This is a genomic window from Bacillus cereus group sp. BfR-BA-01311, assembly GCF_022664295.1.
Lineage (GTDB): Bacteria > Bacillota > Bacilli > Bacillales > Bacillaceae_G > Bacillus_A > Bacillus_A cereus.
Window position 1 is genome coordinate 45,938 of sequence record NZ_JAKUHC010000004.1, and the last position, 20,307, is coordinate 66,244.

Below are 20,307 nucleotides of genomic sequence, written 5' to 3' on the forward strand. Positions count from 1 at the left end.
CTATCGAACCAAATAATGTTCTTTTTCTCTATGTAGTTATGTGGAGTTCTTAGAGGCTAGCACAATAGACAGTTAAGGGACAAATAAAATCATTTTAGAGAGTTTTACATTTTATTATGTTAATGCTACAACAGCAAGAGTTAAGCCTAATGTATTTAATGGACTAGAATATGGGCCTACATTAACAGTAAGTGTACTTGGTAAACCTGGAGGTGTAGTGAAAATGGCGGGTGCTGATACAGAAGTAAATCCTGCAGTATATCCTAGAGAAGTACCTGAGCCAATGATTGGATTATTATTCAGATACATAGTGATACCTGCCGAATTACCTCCTGGTTGAATAATAACTTGCACTTCATAGATTACCAAATAGGTTCTTCCACCTTCAAGTAAAACAGTTGTTGGTGGTGTGAATAAGATTGCCGTTCCATTAGAATTTACCACGGTATCTAGTGGAATTGCAGAATTTACAGAAACTATTGTTGGGGTAGTTTGAACAACATTTAAACTGTTAGCCGTGGGAGATGGACAAGAACAAGGTTTGTGAATGTTAGAGTTGTTATCATTTTGATAATTCACAAATAATCAAGCTCCTTTACGTAAGTTAATTTTTTATCCTATATAAAATGTACCTTTTTTGTATCTAAGTTATTTTTAATTAGTTTTTAAAGATAAGTCGAATATTATTGGTCAGTCAACTCTTAAAAGTATTTGATACTCTGGGATTTAAAAGTGCATCTGATAAATATATATGAATGTTTTTTAAGGACATTACTGTAAGTTAGGAAACATAATAAGATAGTTATTTGGGCATAAAAAAGAGCACAATATATGTGCTCTTGGATAATAAAGGTAGATTTCTATGAGTGGATGCCTCCATACAATAACATATGCTTGTCCAGTTAAAAGGTGAATAGATAAAAGAACCCGTTTGTTATAAACGGATTCTTTCCACAAGGTTTGCAAGAAATTCAAGGTAACTAGACCGGAGCACTTATTGAATTTCTTGTGATAATACTGTATGCAAATGAATTAATAAGGTTAAAGAAATTTAAACAAAATCCTCATTTAACAACAAATAAAAAAGAGCGCTAATCAAGAGCACTCTTTATACCTCATTATAACGAAAGTGACGAACTCATATAATACAGAAAGGTAGTATTAAAGTATGTAAAAGTATGAAATTGGTGAATGGGTTCAAACAAACTCTTTATTTAAATGAAGAAGCCCTAGAGTTAGGGCCCTAAGGCGTCTTGTGTTGGTATATCTCACACGATTTTATAAAAAGAATAGAATGTACTGAAGATAACACATGAATGTTTCATAAATGTATCAAAAAAGTGAACAAAATCGTTATTTTAATTAGTTCAGCCCCTTGAAGGGCGCTCCAAGGGGCTAAGATTCGAGAACTTGTAAACTCTTGTTTAATTACATGAAAACTCCCTAAGGAGAATCTATGATATTTTAACACTCAACTAACTATTTTGACAAATATATATTGATAAAAGAACCCCCGATTGTCGACGGGGCTTCTAAGGGTAAGTGCCAAGTAATGATGTACTCGACTAATTAACCATATCATGAATTTTCCCGGTAAAAATACTGGTAAATTTGCCTAATTTTATGGTCGTTAATTTGAACAAAAACACTATTTTAATAAGAGTTGGTTCTCACTCAAAAGCAAGGGTTGCATAGGGAGTTCCAAAATGTTCTTTTTAGATGTATTAATGGTTAGGAGAACATAAATCTGGGAATAAAACTTGATATTCTGGGATTAATCGAAGGTCAACAGTTGTACTTGCAAAGAATTTATATTTTGTTTCTAATTCAGCTAGTGTAACTAGGTGATGCGTACCTAAGCCCTTCTGTATACTATGTTTAGAAAGGGTTGGACCGATTTGTAATTTTCGATTTTTCATAGCTGTGTTCCATGGACTGTAAAAGAATTTTAAAACGAAAGCAGGGTACATGTAAACGATAAATGAATGATTTGACCAATGCCTTCCAGCTATATAGTTACCATGCGAATAATTGTGGATTAGTCTACCTCCGTAGTAAGGGGCAGGTGGAGTAGGATGGAGTATTCTCCCATGATAACGCTGTTTGACAAGGGGAATTCCGTATCTCGGATTGGAATAACCATGAGTAGGGTCATCTACCATCAGAATAGTCCTAATAGCATACATGTTTTTCCTTAAAGTGACAAGAGATGAGAAAAAGGCTTCCTTATCAAAACAGCAAAGAAATTCAGTGGTATTTAAAACCATTTTCCACCCCTTAATTTCTTTTTCTATTTCCATTATCTCTTTATCAACTAATATAGCATCAAACTCTAATACTTTTGAATCTCGGATTTCCCAATGAGGCGCAAATAGTTTACATATTTCTACTGAACGATCAGTAGATCCTCGATTAATAAGAATACCGTGATCAAATAGTTTTGTGTGGTGCATTAGCCACCATGGAAGTAGATACTCTTCATTGTAAAAATGGGAAATTAAAGTTGTCTTAATAAAAATCCCTCCTTATAAACATGGATAAAATAATTCTTGCTCTAGTATAATGCTTATCCTAGTAAATACATATGTCTTGAGTATATTTGAGCAAAATGTTTATTTACAAATAAAAAGAGTGCTTTGGGAGGAAGGTGCTTTATAACCAAGTCTTTTTTTGAAAAAAGGTTCACATCATATTGTATGTATGTTTCTTAGATAGGTGTAGTTTTATACAAAAATCTTTATTTTATAACAAGAAAAAAAATACATGTTTATATGTGCTCTAAGATAATCTTTTTAATATCCGTACAGGTGTTTCATTAGTGCAAAAATATTAGTAAAGCTACGGTCAAAAAAGATGGATTTAAATGAAAACGTTATTTTGTACGCAATAAATGATAAAGTAGCTAGATTAATGAGCTAAATAAAAACATTATTTTAGAGAAAAGGGGAAGTTGAGCAATGGAGTTAAAGGAGTATGCCATTTATAAGGGAAATCTAAATGGCTAATATGTACTAAAACCATACAGGAGTGCGCTCAACATTTGAGCGTACTTCCTAAGACAATCCTCTTTTATAAAATAACGGATAATAGAAAGAAAGTGACCAGTAGAAAGCAAGCTCATAATTATTTAACTGTTATGCTGTTAGGCGAGGTTTAATATGAAAATTTTATTTGCATCTAATTTGTTTCCCAGCTCATAAGATATTAATGGGCAAAAAACGAAATAAAGGATGAAAGGGGGAAATAACAGTAAATGAGTTTACAAGAGCTGCTAATATCAAGAACAAATACAGCGGTGGTCATGAAATCAGGAAATGATTCAACAGCATTTATTGGAGGAAACCCTTTTAAAACAATTAATGGTGCGATTACAGCGATTAATACTACAGGAGCTACAGGGATTACAATTTTTGTGTTTCCTGGAATTTATGACGAAAAGGTAGTTATCCCTAATGGAAATTCATTACGAGGAATTAGTCTATGGACAGTAATAATTCGTCAACAGAATGCAACATCAAATACTACTGTACTCACAATGGGAGAAAATACAAGAGTAGAAGATATTACGGTATTAGGAACCTCTTCTATCCATGTGGATTTAACAGGGATTGCTTTTCCTGGAACAACATCACAAACTTCTAGATTAAGAACAGCAGTTATAACTGTGGATAATTCTACAGCATCAACAAGTGGAACTTCAAATGTTTATGGAATTCATTCTTTTGGAACAGGAATTCCAGATGAAAGTATAAGTACTGTAAGAGCAACAACGATAACAGTAAAATCAGCTGGTTTAGGGAATAAAAGAGCCATATTGGTTAATACAAATTCACATAATTTTCATTGCCGTGATGTTAATTTAACCACTACTAGTTCAGTTGGAGCAGGATCTTATATTGGGGCAGAAGTAAATCGAATAGGAGCACAATTAAGTTTGCGTTTAGCGTCAATTCAAGGAACTACAGCGGATATATCACAATCAGCTGGAACATTGATTTTAAGTTCAGCGAATCTTATAAATTCTAACGCTAATAATTTGGGCTTTTCTACAGTTTTACAGCCTACTACAATTATTTGGGCAGACCCGTCAGGTCTACCAACTGGAGGGACTCGTTTTTATAGACCAGGAACAGCAGCTGTTTCAAATACAGAAGTATTTATCCGATTAAGTCAAAAATCTGTTATAAAATCACTATCGGTACGTGCTCGAGTTGGCCCTGGAGGGACAAATATTGATACTTGGACTATTCGAAAAAATGGTGTGGATACACCTCTTGTAGTTTCATTAACTGGTGCCCAGACTTCTAATATAACTAATAATATTTCAACAACATTCCAAGCAGGGGATAGTATCTCGTTAAAAGTAACAGTTTCTACGCTAAGCACGATAGCAGATACTGTAATACAAGTTGATATTTTCTGAAAGTTAACAAATGAATTGTTGTGTTAATGCAAGGGTAAGTTAAGTGAAGCGTTTAAGAGGAATTCTATAAGTTGATAATCTTTGTATCACAATGTAAAAGAAATTTATTTAAACATGAAAAATTAATAAAAATTTCATTTTGTAGAGAAATGGGGTGATTAAGGATGGGCATTGAATACGGAATGTTTGTATTAAAAAAGAGTAGACTTTAACCTACATATAAAAGTACTGGAATTTTTCTAAAGGAAGGAATATCTGAAATATAAATATAATTGAGGAGAGTGAAATAATAATGGAAACTAGTACTTTTTTAGGGCTGTTCTGGGGATGGATGACGGTTATCGTATCGGGAATACTTTTCGTCCGTCCATCGGTGCTACGTGACTTGAAAAAATTAGTGGTTGAAGACAGAGGGTTTGGTATTATGTATGGTTTTCTATCGATTTTCCTAGGATTAGGTACTGTAATTCTACATAATGTATGGGTATTCAACTGGAAGGGATTCCTAACGGTTATTGCATGGTTTGCATTATTAAAGGGAATTTACATAATTGCATATCCTGAACCCTCCCAAAAAACAGACTTTGAAGTAAGGATACTATCTACACGTATAGTACTCGCTATCATTGGTGCTTTGGCTTTATGGATGCTTATAGTAATCTATATAAAATAATCTTTTTTTAATAAATAAAAGAGCTTGATGTGAGAGAAAAGGCCTTTTCAAAAATTGCATATGAGGAAAATCAATGTCAATAGTTTAGTACCAATAAATGAGAATTAATTTCAGGTATTAAGTATTGAGAAATAAAAAATATTTAACACAACAAATTGGTTAACTTTATGAGTTAACCAATTGTTACACAAAAGAAAATTAGGTCCTATAAGCAATAGATGTGTAACTTAAAGTTATAGTGTAAGCGAGATTGGAAATGTTATACGAAAGTAATTCTGTTATAAAGTTTCATTTTACCATAAATAAAAGAGCAGTTAGCCCAGCCTAACTGCTCGATACAGAGGTAATAATCTAGTTATATGCTGAGTTACTGATTTTATTTGTGTAAAACACAAAAGAGCAGCTAACAAAACCTAGCCGCTCTAAACAGTGATGTGTCTCTAGATGTAGTTGTAGTATAAACAGAACGTTGAGTTTTATTCATGGGGGATAGAAATGGGCTTGAAAATAGAATATAGTCCGGCTAGAAAACTAGAGGACACAAATAAAAACCTTTAACTTCCGCTAAAGATAATGATGTTAATGATCTAGTGATGGCAGTTCGCGTAAGGACAAGAAGAGGAACGTATAAAAATAGAGTTGTAGAAATAGAAAGAGTGGATTCCTTGTGAGAGAGTAGGGATCCACTTTTTTCTTGCCACTGATAAAGAGACATTATATCTGACTTACATAAATATCCTATTTACTCGAATTTGTCCTTGCTAATGGTACAATTAGATTCATGGAGGGATATTATGGTAAGTTTTTATGTAACACTTTTTCTTATATTTGGTACTACGATATTCTTATTTTTCTTGTCTGGTTCATCAAAAATTAAGGCTAAAAATCTATCATTGATAATGATCTGTTTAGGGATAAATCTACTCACAAGTCCAATAGCTTTATTTATAGGTGTGGTGGCAACAGACTCTCCATATAGTACTACGCTTGATTTTTTTTGAGGATTTCTCTTTATTCAGGGCATACCGCTCCTCCTACTTGCAGCTTTTTTGAAGTTTGCAATAGCAAAGAAAACAAAACAAGTATAGTATAAACTCTATATTTCTTTTAATAATTTAGGGTTATATCTTTTCTGCGTTAGCTGCTTTTAACCACGCTTCGTAGAATTCTATAACTGATGCATACCGTTCTGCCCGATTGTCACTTACAGCACGATACGCTACCTCATATAATTCCTTACTTGCTTCCCATTTTATAAAGGAACGATCTTTTTCACCGCCTAAAAGTGAGAAAGCCATTGCTCCCATATTAAATACATTTGTTCTTTCATCAATTGTTGCGTTTAGTTCAAATTCCTCTGGTGACATAAAACGGGAGGAACCCCATAGCCGACCCATTTTATTTATGTAAGGTTTCTTACTGTATAAATCTATATCACAAATTTTAGTCTCGTTTGTATTAAAATTATATAAAATACTACCGTCATAAAAATCTAATGCTACATAGTTTTTCTTTTCTATATAAGTATGGAAAGAAAAAATGGAATGTAAGGAATGAATTCGTTCTATAGCAGATAAATGTCTAAATTTATAAAATGGTGAGTTTGGATTTTTATATTTTTCAGGAGATGGGAAACGCCAATGCGAATGAAGACACTCACCATCAAACCAATCGAAAATTAATACATATCCAGATTGAACTGGAAAATGATCAATTAATCTTATGAGCGATTTATGCTTTAAATCTTCATAGATAGTAACTGAATTTTTTAGCCTTTCAATAGCATCACCCGTTGTTCCTTCATATGCAATTGTTTGTGCTCCTGCGTATTTGATAAATTTCTTATGCCCATCTTTTTCTACACCAAAACTTATATTACCTGAATCTTGTTGGTCAAAAACTGCAAATACGGTCCCTAATTTAATAAGCCAATCAAAATTATGATATTCTTTTAATTGGAATGTTACGTCATTTAACTGAATTTTCACGTAATTATCTTTCATAGATTACCTCACATTTAATATAATTAAGTTGTACATTCCACTATTCGACATATTTTATGGAAATCCTATGCTAACAATATAAAATTTTATAAATATAATGATAAATATTTATAGAGAGGTGAATACAATGGATCAACAAATTGTTATTAAACCGTATCAAAAAGAATGGGTTGAAGAGTATATAAAAGAAAAAGAGAAATTCTGTTCCTTGTTAGGACAAGAAATAATTGCTGTTGAACATATAGGAAGCACAGCAGTAGAAGGATTAGGAGCTAAACCTCTTATTGATATGATGATTGGCGTAACAGAATTGCAAATAACTGAAAAGTGGATTGAAGTTCTATCGGAAATTGAATATGAGTATGTTCCAAAAGATGCAACGAATTGGCGTTTTTTTAGAAAAGGAAAGTGGAGAGCAGGTACTCATCATTTGCATGTTTATATTTATAATAGTGACGAGTGGAGAAACAATATTTTATTTCGTGACTTTCTAATAAGCAATGAATGGGCACGTAAAGAATATAGAGAATTAAAAGAGATGCTTGCTATTACATATGCTTTTGATCGTGTTTCATATACAAAGGCAAAAGCGCCGTTTATTCGAAAAATATTAGAATTGGCTAGAACTCAATGAATTTATAGATTCTTATCTAACTAGTTTTGAAACCTCTTCCTATACTTTTTATAGGGAGTGGGATTTTTTGTTTTTTCATGACTAAATATATAATTTCTAATTATTGGAGGCAAACTATTTTATTTATTTTGATATTTCTAGTACATTGGAAATATTAAGGGGGAATTAAGCAATGAAAGCTATTGTACATCAATATAAAAAAGGATTAGAGGGATTAGAATATAAATTTTCACCTGAGATAAGTCCTAATGCAGGTGAAGTAAAAGTAAAGTTAAAAGCTGCAGGGTTAAATCATAGGGATTTATTTATTATAAATAATAGAAAAGAAATGGATCTACCATTAGTAATAGGGTCAGATGGCTCAGGAATTGTTACAGAAATAGGAGAAGGAGTTTCAAATATTACACTACATACAGAAGTTATTATTAATCCTAGTATTGAATGGGAACATGCTACTGAAGTACCGGAGTTACCAGAAGTGCTAGGTGGACCGAAAGATGGAACGTTTGCTGAATATGTAATTGTACCAGCAGAAAATGTAGTAGAAAAGCCGTCATATCTTACTTGGGAAGAATCAGGTGTTTTATCTTTATCTGCATTAACTGCATATAGAGCGCTTTTTACAAAAGGTAGATTGAAGTGCGGCGAACACGTTTTAATTCCGGGAATAGGCGGTGGTGTTGCTACATTTGCCATGTTATTCGCGAAAGCAATTGGCGCAAAAGTGAGTGTTACTTCAAGGGTAGAGAATAAAAGGGAACTTGCTAAGAAATATGGTGCAGATATTTCTTTTCATAGTGCTGGAAATTGGGAAGAGAGCTTACAAGGTGAAAAAGTTGATTTAATAATAGATAGTATTGGTCCGGCAACTTTTTTGAAATATTTTGATGTCTTAAAACCAAACGGAAGAATCGTGAATTTTGGTGCAAGCTCAGGCGATAAAATTGAATTACCATTACGCGCGCTATTTTACAATCAAATTGATATTATGGGAACATCCATGGGTAGCCGTGAGGAATTTAATGAGATGATAAAGTTTATAGAAAAACATCAAATTAAACCAATTATTGATAAAGTTTACTCGTTAGAAGAAGCAATTCGAGCACTAAGCCGTATGGAACATGGAGAACAATTCGGAAATATTGTACTTCAAATGAATTAAAAAATATGATTTTGCAATTAGTATATTTAAATGAACATGTTATGTATTTCAAACATGAAAAAAATACGAACCGCTTTATTATAAAGGCTTATTGGCTTTATACATAAATAGCGTATAAAATTTGTTTTATAATTGTCATATGAGTAATAGTAAAATGAGAATTAGATGAAAAAAGTGTAAGTCCATTTTCATAATGGTGTTGTATACTGTGTAAATCAAGAACACTTGTATGTAAGGAGAGAGTTTAATGAATTACACAGTATTCCAGTGGTTTAATAATTTTGCTGATTCATCCAAACTATTAGATACGTTAATGGTTTCTATTACAAATAGCGCTGCATACGTAGCCATTTTATTTATGCTTATCTTATGGTTTAACAATGGAAAGAAAGAGAAGGCAATTAGAAAACAATATACAGTTTTATATACGACGCTTTCGGTTATTATTGCATTAGTAGTAAATGTTCTTATACACGCGGTATATTACCATCCGCGTCCGTTCGTATCACATGATGTACATCAATTAGTACCACATGCAGCAGATTCATCATTCGTTAGTGATCATTCTGTACTTGTATTTTCAATCGCCTTCGTATTTATTCTTAGAGGAGAAAAACTGAAATATATCGCGCTATTATGGGCAGTACTAGTCGGTATATCACGTATGTACGTAGGTGTTCATTATCCTTTAGATATACTTGGTGCAGCATTCTTAACACTTATTACGAGTGCTTTAGTAATGCAAAGTACACGTATGTTTGAACCAATAGCGAAACTTGTATTCAAAATGTATGCATTAGTAGCGAGACGAATTCCTTTCTTAGCGAAATATAACCATATCGCATAATTTTCCTATAAAAAGTTCCCCTTTGGACATCCAGAGGGGAATTTTTTTATAGGAAATACGAAAAGAGTTTAGAGTGCTCTGTAATCAAGTTGTACTAATTAATATTCTGAAATTTCACGCACCGTATTTTAAATATATAAAATAATGACACAAAATAACAACAGTTAGTTTTGCATTGTTTTAAAGGAATTAAAAAGAAAACTTCGAAACATATAGTATCGCAAACAAAAACTACAAATTTTAAAACGGATCTTCGTACGAATCCATTCCAAAAGAGAGGAGATAAGTATGCAAAAACTCCAAACGAATAAAGGCGCTCGATATATGATGATTGCTTTTATTGTTTTGTTTCTTATTATGATTTTGCGTATATTCTATATTCAGGCAGTAGGAGTCGTGCATAATGTAAATGTAAAGGACCTCGCGGATGAACAACATAATAAAAAAGGTGTTTTAGAATCGAATCGTGGCACTATCTATGACCAAACAGGAAAGGTGTTAGTACAAGATTCTACAACGTATCGAGTTGTTGTGAATTTAAAAGGAAAAGATAAAGTGAAAAATAAAGATGAAACCGCACAACAATTAGCCGATGCGCTTGAAATTGATAAAGAAGAAGTATTAAAAAACTTTCATGAAGGGCGTACGCAAGTTGAAATTGGGAAAATTGGTCGGAACTTATCTAGGGAAAAGAAGGAAAAAATTAATGATTTAAAAATACCAGGTGTATCCTTTATGTCGGAAAAAGCAAGAGTGTATCCGAATGAAGACTTTGCATCTTATATACTTGGTTTTGCTAGACCAGATGATAAAGGGAATACGGAAGGGAAGTTTGGGCTTGAAAAGAGTTTGGATAAATATTTGCGCTCTACAAACGGGAATATAGAATATGTGGGTACACGAAGAGGGATTCCGCTTACAAATGATATAGGTAAAGTAGAACCAGCTAAAAATGGGAATAACGTATATTTAACGCTTGATAAACAAATTAATAGTTTTTTAGAAGAAGCGATGAATAAAGCGCAAGAACATTATGATCCTTCTATGTTAATTGGCATTATTGCTGATCCAAAAACAGGAAAGGTTTTAGCGATGTCTAGTAAACCTAGTTACAATCCTAATGTAGGTGATATTGAATACTTTTTAAATGACCCAATTGCAAATGCATATGAACCAGGCTCAACAATGAAAGTTTTTACGTTAGCAGCTGCCATCAATGAAGGTGTATATAACGGAAAAGAATATTTTCAATCTGGAAAATATTCCGTTGGTTCATCTGATATAAAAGACCATAATGGTGGATTTGGATGGGGATCAATTACATTTGATGAAGGTTTTGAAAGGTCATCAAACGTAGCTTTTTCTATTTTAGAAGATCAGTTACTGAAACCAAATAAATTTAAGCAATATATGAATAAATTTGGATTCAATCAAAAAACAGGAATAGATTTACCTGGAGAAAGTAAAAATACTTTATTATTAAATACGCAAATTCAACAGGTTACAACTTCTTTTGGTCAAGGTTCTACAGTAACTCCAATTCAATTAATCCAAGCGGCTACTGCTATAGCAAATGACGGGAAAATGATGCAACCATATATCGTTGATAAAGTTGTAAATCCAACAAACAAAGAAGTTATTATGGAAAATCAACCGAAAGAAATTGGGAATCCGATAAAAAAAGAAACAGCGGACAAGGTTAGAAGCTTAATGGAGCGTGTTATAACATCTTCAAAAGGAACTGGTACAATGTATAAAGTGGATGGTTATCCAATTGGAGGTAAGACAGGAACAGCACAAATCCCGAATCCTGAAAATGGCCGATATATGGAAGGGAAAGGGAATTACATTTTCTCCTTTTTAGGAATGGCTCCAATTGACGATCCGGAGTTAATCGTATACTTAGCTATTAAGCAGCCAAAGTTAAAAGGAGATGAGTATGGAGCTCAGCCTCTTGCTGAAATATTTAAACCTGTTATAAAAAACAGCCTTGAATATTTAAAGGTGAAACCGTATACAGAAAAACAAATAGCTGATGCAGCGAAACAATCTCAATTAAAAGTACAAAATTATGTAAATCAATCGATGGATACAATAGAGAAAAGTGTAGAAAAAGAGAAGCTACAGCCGGTAATTTTAGGAGAAGGAAAAATAATAAAACAATATCCACAGTCTGGCGAGGTAATGAGTGAAGGTGATCGGATATTTTTATTAGGGAATAACGCACAAATGCCAAATGTAAAAGGGTGGTCCATGCGTGATGTTATGTATTTCTCTAAACTTTTGAAATTAGATTTGAAAACTTCTGGTACGGGTTATGTAACGAGTCAAAGTATTGAAAAAGGACAAGATTTACAAGAAGGAGATACACTAGAACTAGAATTAGAACCGCCGTTACAACCGTTAACAGAGGCGAATACGAATTAATCCAGGCATTTGGAAAGAGCTATATGCAAATAGCTCTTTCTTTAGAGTTGTAAGTAATTTCACGCACCGTAATTTTTAGAAAAAATAATAAATAAAAGAACTAAAAGTGACACGTTATTAAATGTCTGATTATTGTTTATTTACAGTTAAATGTATATGTGATAATATGGAAAAAATAAATGCAGTGAAGAGAAGAGTAAATAAAATGAATTTTTCACAGAGAGCTCCATGTAGCTGAAAAGGAGTAAAAATTCTTTATTGAACCAAGCCTCTGAGCAGCTCATCGGAACCTATTATTAGGGGATGGTGTGACGGGAGCTCCCGTTATAGAGCTATGGTATAAGCATGAATTAGAATGCAGTACCTGATAAGGTTAGTATGGTGACATATTAACAAACTAGGGTGGCACCGCGATGATAAATCTCGTCCCTAAGATTAAAAGTCTTGGGGGTGGGATTTTTTTATTGTTGTAAAACAATTTTGAAAGCGGGGGCCAAAAATGAAAAATTTACTTAAAGATTGGAAATATCCTTTATTACTATTGTCCGGAGTTGGTATTGCGAATTTAGGGGCATGGATTTACTTAATAGCACTGAATGTACTTGTCTATAATATGGGTGGCTCAGCCTTAGCTGTTGCTACTTTATATGTAATAAAACCATTAGCCACTTTATTTACAAACGCTTGGTCTGGGAGTATGATTGATCGTTTAAATAAACGGAAATTAATGATTCACCTCGATATATATCGTGCGTTATTTATCGCTATTTTACCTTTACTTCCGTCACTTTGGATTGTTTATGTATTCGTATTCTTTATAAGTATGGCCAGTGCAATTTATGAGCCAACTGCTATGACGTATATGACGAAATTAATTCCAGTAGAGCAAAGACAACGTTTTAACTCATTACGTACTTTAATAGGATCGGGTGCATCATTAATTGGACCAGCGGTAGCGGGGGGATTATTAATTGCAGGTACACCAGAGTTTGCTATATATATGAATGCTATAGCATTTCTCTTATCAGGATTAATTACATTACTTTTACCTAATCTTGATAAGAAAGAAGCTTCGGATACAACGAGTAATACATTATCTCTTACAGTATTAAAAAAAGATTGGACCACTGTTATAAATTTTAGTAGAAAACATGTGTATGTCGTATGTGTGTATTTCTTATTTCAAAGTATGTTCGTATTAGCAACCGCTACTGATTCACTTGAACTATCGTTTGCGAAAAAGGTATTACTACTAACAGATAGTGAATATGGTTTTCTAGTTAGTATAGCTGGTGCAGGATTTATTTTAGGTGCAATAACAAATACAATTTTGTCAAAGAAATTAGCACCTTCATTTCTAATTGGAATAGGATCATTATTCATCGCAATTGGTTATTTAATTTATGCTTTTTCAAATATATTTTTAATAGCTGCTATTGGATTCTTTATTTTATCTTTCTCTATGGCATATGCAAATACAGGATTTTATACGTTTTACCAAAATAACGTTCCCGTTCATATAATGGGACGGATCGGAAGTATATATGGACTTGTTATTGCGTTAGTAACAATCTTTATTACAATATTATCTGGTGTTGCGACTCAGTTCATTTCTATACAACTTGTAGTTATTGTAGGTTCATTGATCATGTTATTTATTACTATCGTCTTGTGTGTGTTTACTTTATTCCCATCACAATCTAAGTTGTATTCTACTGAATCAATAAAGTGAAACTTTAATCAGGGGGGCATCCCCCACTGATTATCAGCCCTCACCAATCGGACTTTTACGGGCAGCAGGGTCCCCACTTAACTTCTTTGCTTTCGCTGAATTTTGAGATGGGGGTCCTACTGCCCACAAATAGCGGAATACATTCGAAATGAACTTTGTGTTCTCATTAACAATTTATCGTATTTAATAAGAGGGTTCTTTCCTCTTTATATGGAAAAATTAATAAGAGGAAAGAACAATACCGAAAGATAAGGGTGGTTGTCGTGATAAAAACAAAAGATGAAATTGATAAAATTGTAAAAGAAATACAAAAGAAAATAGATTTCTCTGGAGTAGTTTTAGTAAAAAAAGAAAAAGATTTAGTCTATGAAACAGCATTGGGTTACGCAAACCAAAGTGAATGTATAAACAATACGATACAAACAAGATTTGGCATTGCCTCAGGATGTAAAATCTTCACTGCAATTGGCATCTGTCAACTTGTTGAAAAAGGTGTTATTTCTTTTCATACAAAATTAAAAGATTGTCTAGAGATAAAATTTCCAAACTTCGATGAAGATATTACAATACATCAACTACTAACGCATAGTGCTGGTATACCAGATTATTTTGATGAAAGTATTATGGATAGCTTCGAAGACCTTTGGAAACAAACACCTATGTATCTATTAAAGAGCTTAAAAGACTTTTTACCATTATTCCAAAACAGTAATATGATGTTTGCACCTGGGAGTAAGTTTCACTACAACAACGCAGGTTTTATCATACTTGGATTAATAATAGAAGAACAGACGGGACTTAAATTTACGGAGTATATAGAAACAAACATTTTTAATTCGATTGGCATGAATGATTCTGGCTATTTTTCGTTAGATAAATTACCAAGACATACAGCTCTAGGATATATAAAGGACGAAACCAACCAAAATTGGAGAACAAACGCTTACTCTATACCAATAAAAGGAGGGGCTGATGGAGGTGCATATGTTACTGCACCAGACATGTTGAAATTTTGGATGGCACTATTTAATAATGAAATTTTAGGAAAGGAATATACAAAGTTACTTTTAACTCCCCACATTCATGTAAATGATAAACAGTCTTACGGATATGGAATATGGATTGAAACACGAGAAAACAAGGTATTCAAATATCATGTAATGGGATATGATCCAGGCGTCAGTTTTCGCTCGGCCATATATCCAGAATTAGGAATCACTTTAGTTATTCCATCGAATAAAGAGGCAGGACCTGAAAAATTAATGACAGAAATAGAAAGAGCTTTTTAATTATATGGATATAAAAGAAGAGATACGAAAATAATTTAAACGGGTTTATGATTGTTTCTGTTCTGAAAAATATTTTAGTTAACGAGGAACCCTTTATTTATTAAATAAGGGGTTTTTGTAATTCTGCACAATTACATATGTTTATATGGATTTTTAAAATTGAAAAACATTACTATATAATGGTAGTAATCTGGAATTTATTAATAAATGACATTGAAAATAAATTCATCCTGTGTTTAGCGACACTGTGAACGGTAATACTAATTAACATTGAACTTTTACAACAAGGGATGATAATATGATATACATTTACACAGATTTTGGTGGAACACATACTACCTCACTAGCTGCAGCGTATCATTTAAATAAACTACCAACGGATCGTAAGTTAACGAAAGAAGAAATTTTGAATGTAGATTACTTTAATAAATTGAAAACAGAAGATATGGGGAAAATTATTTTTCATGGAATCGATGAACATGGTCATCCTGTATATACGATTGGATGTGGCGCATCAAAAGTTGTTGTACCAGCGATGAAGCATTTAGGAGAAATCTTGCAAAAACATTATCAAAGCCATGAAAAGATTATATTTTCTAACACATCACCAACCGTACCTTTACCAATGACTTTCGGTGGGCTGTTTTCTAGAAGGTTCCATATTGATTTTATTGGCGTACCGTTACTCGTATGGGGAGCAAAAATTTGCTGTGATAATATACAAAGGCTTGTTAGTTATACAAAAGAAGCTAGCCGATTAACGAATGATTATGTTGTAATTTTAGATAATGAAACTTTTAAATAGTATATGATAAAAAGAAAATCGAGCAAATTCCTTGATTTTCTTTTTTATTTGTGAAATAGACAAGAAATAGTCACATTTAATATGCAGCTACTATAGCCAAAACAATAAAGTCCTGTTACTATTACAGGGATATTCTCTTTTCATAACATAAATATATAGAAAAATTAGAAAAGAGGAATTGAATTAAGGGAGGAACAACATGAAGCGTGTTGCTTGGATTACTGATAGTACAACTGCGAGTTTTAAAACAGAAGGAGATAACTTTGTTATCCCAATTGAAGTTATTATTGATGGTGTGTCGTACAAAGATTGTGAAGAAGGTGTGCGTGAACGCGTTTATAATGCTTTGAACGAAGGTAAAACTGTCACTACATCACAGCCTAACATAGGAGAAATGGTAGAGTTATTTTCGAAATGCAAAGAAGAATATGAAGAAGGATTTGCAGTTGCTATTAGCGGAAAAGTAAGTGGAACCTATCAAAATATGAAGTTAGCTGCAGAAATGGCAGGTTTTCCGTTGACGGTATTAGACAGTGAAACAACAAGTTATCCAATGGATGAACTAATTAGAAAAGCGAAATCGTTATACAATGATGGTATGACTTTACAAGATATACACAAAACATTAGTAGATGAAAAAAGAAGACCTTTTCATGTATTTCCAAAGAGTTTAAAAGGTCTATATGCAAGTGGCCGTGTAAAGGGCATTCAATTTTTACTTGGAAGTTTATTAAGTGTGAACTTAATATTAGAAGTAAAAGGTGGAGAGCTTTTACTTGAAAAGAAAGTTCGTAAAATCCAAAAATGTCGAGAATATATTAAAAATGAACTTGAAAAAGAATTACCAAAAGTACTTCACATGTTCCATGCTAACGATAAAGCTGGAGCTGAAGAATGGATTGCAGATATTAGACAAGCATTCCCTGAAATGGATTTCAAATTATATCCTTTACCAATTTCATTTGCGGTTCATGCAGGTGAAGGAACAATAGCAATTAGTTATTAAAGTAAAACCCGTGAATAATTCACGGGTTTTTTATTTATAAATGGTGCAACACCACGCCACCATCAAGTTGAAGTTTTATAGCACTCTAGAACGAAATTTGTGTTAACTCGAAACAAAAATCTTATTTTATCGTTTTGGGGAGCAACCACAATTCCTTGACTTGATTTGAAATTAAAAATATAAACCTTTTCCTACTGGCTGAACAGTTTCTAGTACAATATCAACCATTTCTTCATTAAGTAGGGTCCTTATAATCCAGGCTGAGAGTTCTTGAGCAGCAAAACAACCCGCAGCAGTTGAGATATTTCCTTCGTTTACGAAACTTTGCTCAATAACGTCTACATCAAATTGTTTTAGCTGTTCTACTGAGGATGGATATGTTGTAGCTTTTTGACCAGTTAGTAATTTTTTAGCTCCTAATAGTAGTGAACCAGAACACATAGACCCTATTAATTGTCTTTGAGAATCTACATGAATGCTATTAATATATTGTTGATTTTTATATAAATCCTTTATACCTTTACCACTTGCAAATATTACGGCGTCGGCAAAAGGGATATCAGATATGCTTCCTGTCATGGGAATACGCAAGCCAGACATAGATATATGAGTTTCTTCCGTTCCTAAAAGCTGGACATCCCAATCAGAAATACCGCCGACTAAACGTACACGATTTAATAAATCCCCTGGTAGAAAAACATCTATATCAGTAAAGTTATCGAAACAGACTATTGCAATTTTCATTTTCTAACCCTCCACTTATGTATATCATTTTATTTATAATATAAACATCTCCTTTTTATGTTCTATATCAAGTTATAAATTCCTGTATATTACACGCAGATGAAGGAGGTGTAGTGATTTTTTAACTCCTCTAAACATAAACAGGTATAAAATCTTTTTCTTGGTTTCTATCGATTTTTTGTACAAAACCAAGATCTGTAGCAATAACTAGTAAGGTATTGGGGATGAGAATTTTTAAAATTCTCAAGGAAATAAGTGTCATTTATCACACATACAAATAGCAATAAAACCGTCATCCTTTTTTATAAATTCACAGATAGAAACACATTTTTGTTTTTAGGGGGGAAAGGTTAATATGTAAGCAAAGAAACTATTACGCTCGCAGTAATATTTATGCTATTACACATGTCAGTTCAATTAATTAGAATTCTTCAAGGCAATTCCAGCAACTGAACGAAATCGGAATGGATATTATTTTGAAGAAAAAGTTTCTGGAACAACAAAATTTAAACTACTTAAAAGATATATGGTTGGATTTCTCAGAAGAACATCTCTACAGTCAATTCTTAATTACGGTTATGGCAGGTGTAAACCAATTAGAACGTGATCTTATCCGTATGTGGCAGCGTGAAGGAATTGAACTCTGGCTAAGCAAGAAGGAAAGTTTAAAGGTCGGTTAAAGAAGTACCATAAAAATCATGCAGGAATGAATTATGCAGTAAAGCTCCTCAAAGAGGGAGATGGGACTGTAAATCACATTTGTGAAATTACAAATGTGTCTAGGTCTTAATAATATAGAAAGCTATCGGAAAGGAACAGTTGATGAGTTATACCAAAAATCAAAAATATATAATCAAAAATAATTTTCATATAGAGGTGGAATTATATGCCTAAAATTGACAATATGCTAGCAATTCTTTGGATGCTTCGTTCAGGTGAAAAAATTACTGCAAAACAAATTTCAGAAAGGTTAGAGATGAATATAAGGACTGTGTATCGTTATATTGATACAATTTCAACTAGTGGCGTACCTATAATTTCAGAACCAGGACATAACGGTGGATACACTTTATTGAACAATTTTATTGAGGCTCCTCTTTTTTTTGATTTTGAGGAGCAAACTTCACTATTTCATGCTGCTGTTTTTGCAGAAGAAGCCGGGTATTATGGAGGTGAAGCATTAAATAGGGCCATTTCAAAACTAAGTAAATACTCAAATCAAGAGCAGGAAACAAAGATAAACCAACACTTAACTAGTCTTGAAGTAATAAGTCGATTAAGTCCACTCTCTATAGAAACTTTTTTGAAGGAGTTGGAGCAGGCCGTAGCTGACGGGTACTCAGTAAAAATTCTTTACCATAAAAGTGGTGAAAAGCAATTAAATTATAGATTGGTCGATCCATACAGAATTATCTATTGGAATAATAAATGGTATGTGATTGGATTTTGTCATCTTAGGAATGATATCCGTAGTTTTAGAGTAGATCGAATTGAAAGTTTAATGCTAACCGAAAATAAGTTTAACCGGCCAGAAAATTTTTCAGCACGGGACTTTTTTATAAAAAGTCTTCTTCCAACTATAGAAGATAAGAAAGATATTATTTCTTTGGTTATTAATGGGGATAAAAATGTATTAGCTGATATTTGCCAACATTGGTTTTTAGGACATTATTTACAAGAACGAACTTCAAATCAAGCAGTTTTTCTTCTTGAAAAAGATATGATACATAAATATGTACCTTATTTACTTTTACCGTACAATAAATCTATTAAAGTTATTGAGCCAATAAGTCTTAAGAATAGACTTATTGAAGTTCTGTCGGAATTAATAAAATTTCATCAAGTATGATAACTTCCCTGACGTTAACTGTCAGGGAAGTTATATTATAATAGCTATATAAATTGTGATTGGAGTGTTATTGGATGCAAACAAAAAAAGCTTTTCTATATGTATTTAATACAATGTCAGACTGGGAATATGGATATTTAATTGCTGAACTAAACTCAGGAAGATATTTTAAAAAAGATTTAGCACCTTTAAAAGTAATTACAGTAGGAGCTAATAAAGAAATGATAACTACTATGGGAGGACTGGGGATAAAACCAGATATTTCCCTTGATGAATGTACTCTTGAGAGTAAAGATCTTTTAATTTTACCAGGAGGGACTACTTGGAGTGAAGAAATTCATCAATCTATTTTAGAAAGAATTGGCCAAGCTTTAAAGATTGGCACTATTGTTGCTGCAATTTGTGGTGCAACTGATGCCCTAGCGAATATGGGATACTTGGATACTAGAAAGCATACAAGTAATAACTTAGAATATACTAAAATGGTATGTCCTAACTATAAAGGAGAAAAGTTTTATGAGTTGGGATCTGCGGTATCTGATGCGAATTTAGTTACTGCATCAGGAATAGCTCCTCTGGAATTTGCAAGGGAGGTACTGAAAAAAATAGATGTATTTACACCAGATGCATTACATTCATGGTATAACCTAAATAAGACTCATAAACCTGAATACTTCTTCCAGTTAATGAATTCAATAAAAAAATGAAATAAT

16 protein-coding genes, 2 pseudogenes and 1 other annotated feature are annotated in these 20,307 nt (G+C 32.8%); of the genes and pseudogenes, 14 read left to right on the plus strand and 4 right to left on the minus strand.

Going from position 1 to position 20,307, the window contains the following annotated elements; translation table 11 throughout:
- Positions 1-114: 114 nt before the first annotated feature.
- A complete protein-coding gene (locus MR136_RS10825; protein WP_017673491.1) occupies positions 115-579 on the minus strand; it encodes a hypothetical protein in 465 nt (154 codons plus the stop codon).
- A gap of 1,145 nt (positions 580-1,724) precedes the next feature.
- A complete protein-coding gene (locus MR136_RS10830; protein WP_017673347.1) occupies positions 1,725-2,453 on the minus strand; it encodes a hypothetical protein in 729 nt (242 codons plus the stop codon).
- 800 nt (positions 2,454-3,253) lie between these two features.
- Between MR136_RS10830 and MR136_RS10840 the strand changes: the two genes are divergently transcribed.
- The 3 genes and pseudogenes from MR136_RS10840 to MR136_RS10850 all read left to right on the plus strand — a co-directional run bounded on the left by MR136_RS10840 (position 3,254) and on the right by MR136_RS10850 (position 6,184).
- On the plus strand, positions 3,254-4,423 hold the full coding sequence (locus tag MR136_RS10840; RefSeq protein ID WP_017673346.1) for a pectinesterase: 1,170 nt from the start codon (positions 3,254-3,256) through the stop codon (positions 4,421-4,423).
- Between the two features lie 292 nt (positions 4,424-4,715).
- Positions 4,716-5,096, plus strand: coding sequence for a hypothetical protein (locus tag MR136_RS10845; RefSeq protein WP_017673345.1), 381 nt, complete (start codon positions 4,716-4,718; stop codon positions 5,094-5,096).
- A gap of 794 nt (positions 5,097-5,890) precedes the next feature.
- Positions 5,891-6,184: pseudogene (locus MR136_RS10850) on the plus strand (hypothetical protein).
- A gap of 33 nt (positions 6,185-6,217) precedes the next feature.
- Here the strand turns inward: MR136_RS10850 and MR136_RS10855 are convergent.
- Complete coding sequence (locus tag MR136_RS10855) at positions 6,218-7,099, minus strand: protein kinase domain-containing protein (protein ID WP_242259382.1); 882 nt, start codon at positions 7,097-7,099, stop codon at positions 6,218-6,220.
- A gap of 127 nt (positions 7,100-7,226) precedes the next feature.
- Between MR136_RS10855 and MR136_RS10860 the strand changes: the two genes are divergently transcribed.
- The 8 genes from MR136_RS10860 (at position 7,227) to MR136_RS10895 (ending at position 17,001) form a co-directional block, all read left to right on the plus strand.
- Complete coding sequence (locus MR136_RS10860) at positions 7,227-7,733, plus strand: GrpB family protein (RefSeq protein WP_000372696.1); 507 nt, start codon at positions 7,227-7,229, stop codon at positions 7,731-7,733.
- Positions 7,734-7,905: 172 nt separating this feature from the next.
- Complete coding sequence (locus MR136_RS10865; RefSeq protein WP_061457284.1) at positions 7,906-8,895, plus strand: zinc-binding dehydrogenase; 990 nt, start codon at positions 7,906-7,908, stop codon at positions 8,893-8,895.
- Positions 8,896-9,142: 247 nt separating this feature from the next.
- Positions 9,143-9,742 (plus strand): undecaprenyl-diphosphatase, encoded by a 600-nt coding sequence (locus MR136_RS10870; protein WP_061457285.1) that lies wholly within the window; start codon positions 9,143-9,145, stop codon positions 9,740-9,742.
- A gap of 288 nt (positions 9,743-10,030) precedes the next feature.
- A complete protein-coding gene (locus MR136_RS10875; protein ID WP_061457286.1) occupies positions 10,031-12,169 on the plus strand; it encodes a penicillin-binding protein in 2,139 nt (712 codons plus the stop codon).
- 175 nt (positions 12,170-12,344) lie between these two features.
- Positions 12,345-12,603 (plus strand) — a binding site (T-box leader).
- A 65-nt stretch (positions 12,604-12,668) separates the two neighbouring features.
- Entirely contained in the window at positions 12,669-13,901 is a 1,233-nt protein-coding gene (locus MR136_RS10880; RefSeq protein WP_242259383.1) for an MFS transporter, read from the plus strand.
- Positions 13,902-14,164: 263 nt separating this feature from the next.
- Positions 14,165-15,190 carry a serine hydrolase domain-containing protein gene (locus MR136_RS10885; protein ID WP_061457287.1) on the plus strand — a complete coding sequence of 342 codons (1,026 nt, stop codon included), beginning with the start codon at positions 14,165-14,167 and terminating at the stop codon, positions 15,188-15,190.
- Between the two features lie 298 nt (positions 15,191-15,488).
- Positions 15,489-15,995, plus strand: coding sequence for a DUF3189 family protein (locus tag MR136_RS10890; RefSeq protein ID WP_061457288.1), 507 nt, complete (start codon positions 15,489-15,491; stop codon positions 15,993-15,995).
- Between the two features lie 199 nt (positions 15,996-16,194).
- On the plus strand, positions 16,195-17,001 hold the full coding sequence (locus MR136_RS10895) for a DegV family protein (RefSeq protein WP_000831930.1): 807 nt from the start codon (positions 16,195-16,197) through the stop codon (positions 16,999-17,001).
- A gap of 171 nt (positions 17,002-17,172) precedes the next feature.
- On the opposite strand, the gene MR136_RS10900 is transcribed toward MR136_RS10895, so the two are convergent.
- The gene (locus tag MR136_RS10900) at positions 17,173-17,745 is read right to left on the minus strand and encodes a DJ-1/PfpI family protein (protein WP_061457289.1); all 573 of its coding nucleotides are present in this window, start codon (positions 17,743-17,745) and stop codon (positions 17,173-17,175) included.
- Positions 17,746-18,170: 425 nt separating this feature from the next.
- On the opposite strand from MR136_RS10900, the pseudogene MR136_RS10905 reads away from it, so the two are divergent.
- The 3 genes and pseudogenes from MR136_RS10905 to MR136_RS10915 form a co-directional block, all read left to right on the plus strand.
- A pseudogene (locus tag MR136_RS10905) lies at positions 18,171-18,535 on the plus strand (helix-turn-helix domain-containing protein); the annotation flags it as partial.
- A 96-nt stretch (positions 18,536-18,631) separates the two neighbouring features.
- Positions 18,632-19,594, plus strand: a complete 963-nt coding sequence (locus MR136_RS10910; protein ID WP_061457290.1) for a helix-turn-helix transcriptional regulator — start codon at positions 18,632-18,634, stop codon at positions 19,592-19,594.
- Positions 19,595-19,668: 74 nt separating this feature from the next.
- On the plus strand, positions 19,669-20,301 hold the full coding sequence (locus tag MR136_RS10915; protein ID WP_063536502.1) for a type 1 glutamine amidotransferase family protein: 633 nt from the start codon (positions 19,669-19,671) through the stop codon (positions 20,299-20,301).
- Positions 20,302-20,307 lie beyond the last annotated feature (6 nt).

Coding starts and splice junctions, on each gene's coding strand:
- MR136_RS10830 (WP_017673347.1), bottom strand. CDS start 2,453: ATGCACCACACAAAACTATTTGATCACGGTATTCTTATTAATCGAGGA.
- MR136_RS10840 (WP_017673346.1), top strand. CDS start 3,254: ATGAGTTTACAAGAGCTGCTAATATCAAGAACAAATACAGCGGTGGTC.
- MR136_RS10845 (WP_017673345.1), top strand. CDS start 4,716: ATGGAAACTAGTACTTTTTTAGGGCTGTTCTGGGGATGGATGACGGTT.
- MR136_RS10855 (WP_242259382.1), bottom strand. CDS start 7,099: ATGAAAGATAATTACGTGAAAATTCAGTTAAATGACGTAACATTCCAA.
- MR136_RS10860 (WP_000372696.1), top strand. CDS start 7,227: ATGGATCAACAAATTGTTATTAAACCGTATCAAAAAGAATGGGTTGAA.
- MR136_RS10865 (WP_061457284.1), top strand. CDS start 7,906: ATGAAAGCTATTGTACATCAATATAAAAAAGGATTAGAGGGATTAGAA.
- MR136_RS10870 (WP_061457285.1), top strand. CDS start 9,143: ATGAATTACACAGTATTCCAGTGGTTTAATAATTTTGCTGATTCATCC.
- MR136_RS10875 (WP_061457286.1), top strand. CDS start 10,031: ATGCAAAAACTCCAAACGAATAAAGGCGCTCGATATATGATGATTGCT.
- MR136_RS10880 (WP_242259383.1), top strand. CDS start 12,669: ATGAAAAATTTACTTAAAGATTGGAAATATCCTTTATTACTATTGTCC.
- MR136_RS10890 (WP_061457288.1), top strand. CDS start 15,489: ATGATATACATTTACACAGATTTTGGTGGAACACATACTACCTCACTA.
- MR136_RS10895 (WP_000831930.1), top strand. CDS start 16,195: ATGAAGCGTGTTGCTTGGATTACTGATAGTACAACTGCGAGTTTTAAA.
- MR136_RS10900 (WP_061457289.1), bottom strand. CDS start 17,745: ATGAAAATTGCAATAGTCTGTTTCGATAACTTTACTGATATAGATGTT.
- MR136_RS10910 (WP_061457290.1), top strand. CDS start 18,632: ATGCCTAAAATTGACAATATGCTAGCAATTCTTTGGATGCTTCGTTCA.
- MR136_RS10915 (WP_063536502.1), top strand. CDS start 19,669: ATGCAAACAAAAAAAGCTTTTCTATATGTATTTAATACAATGTCAGAC.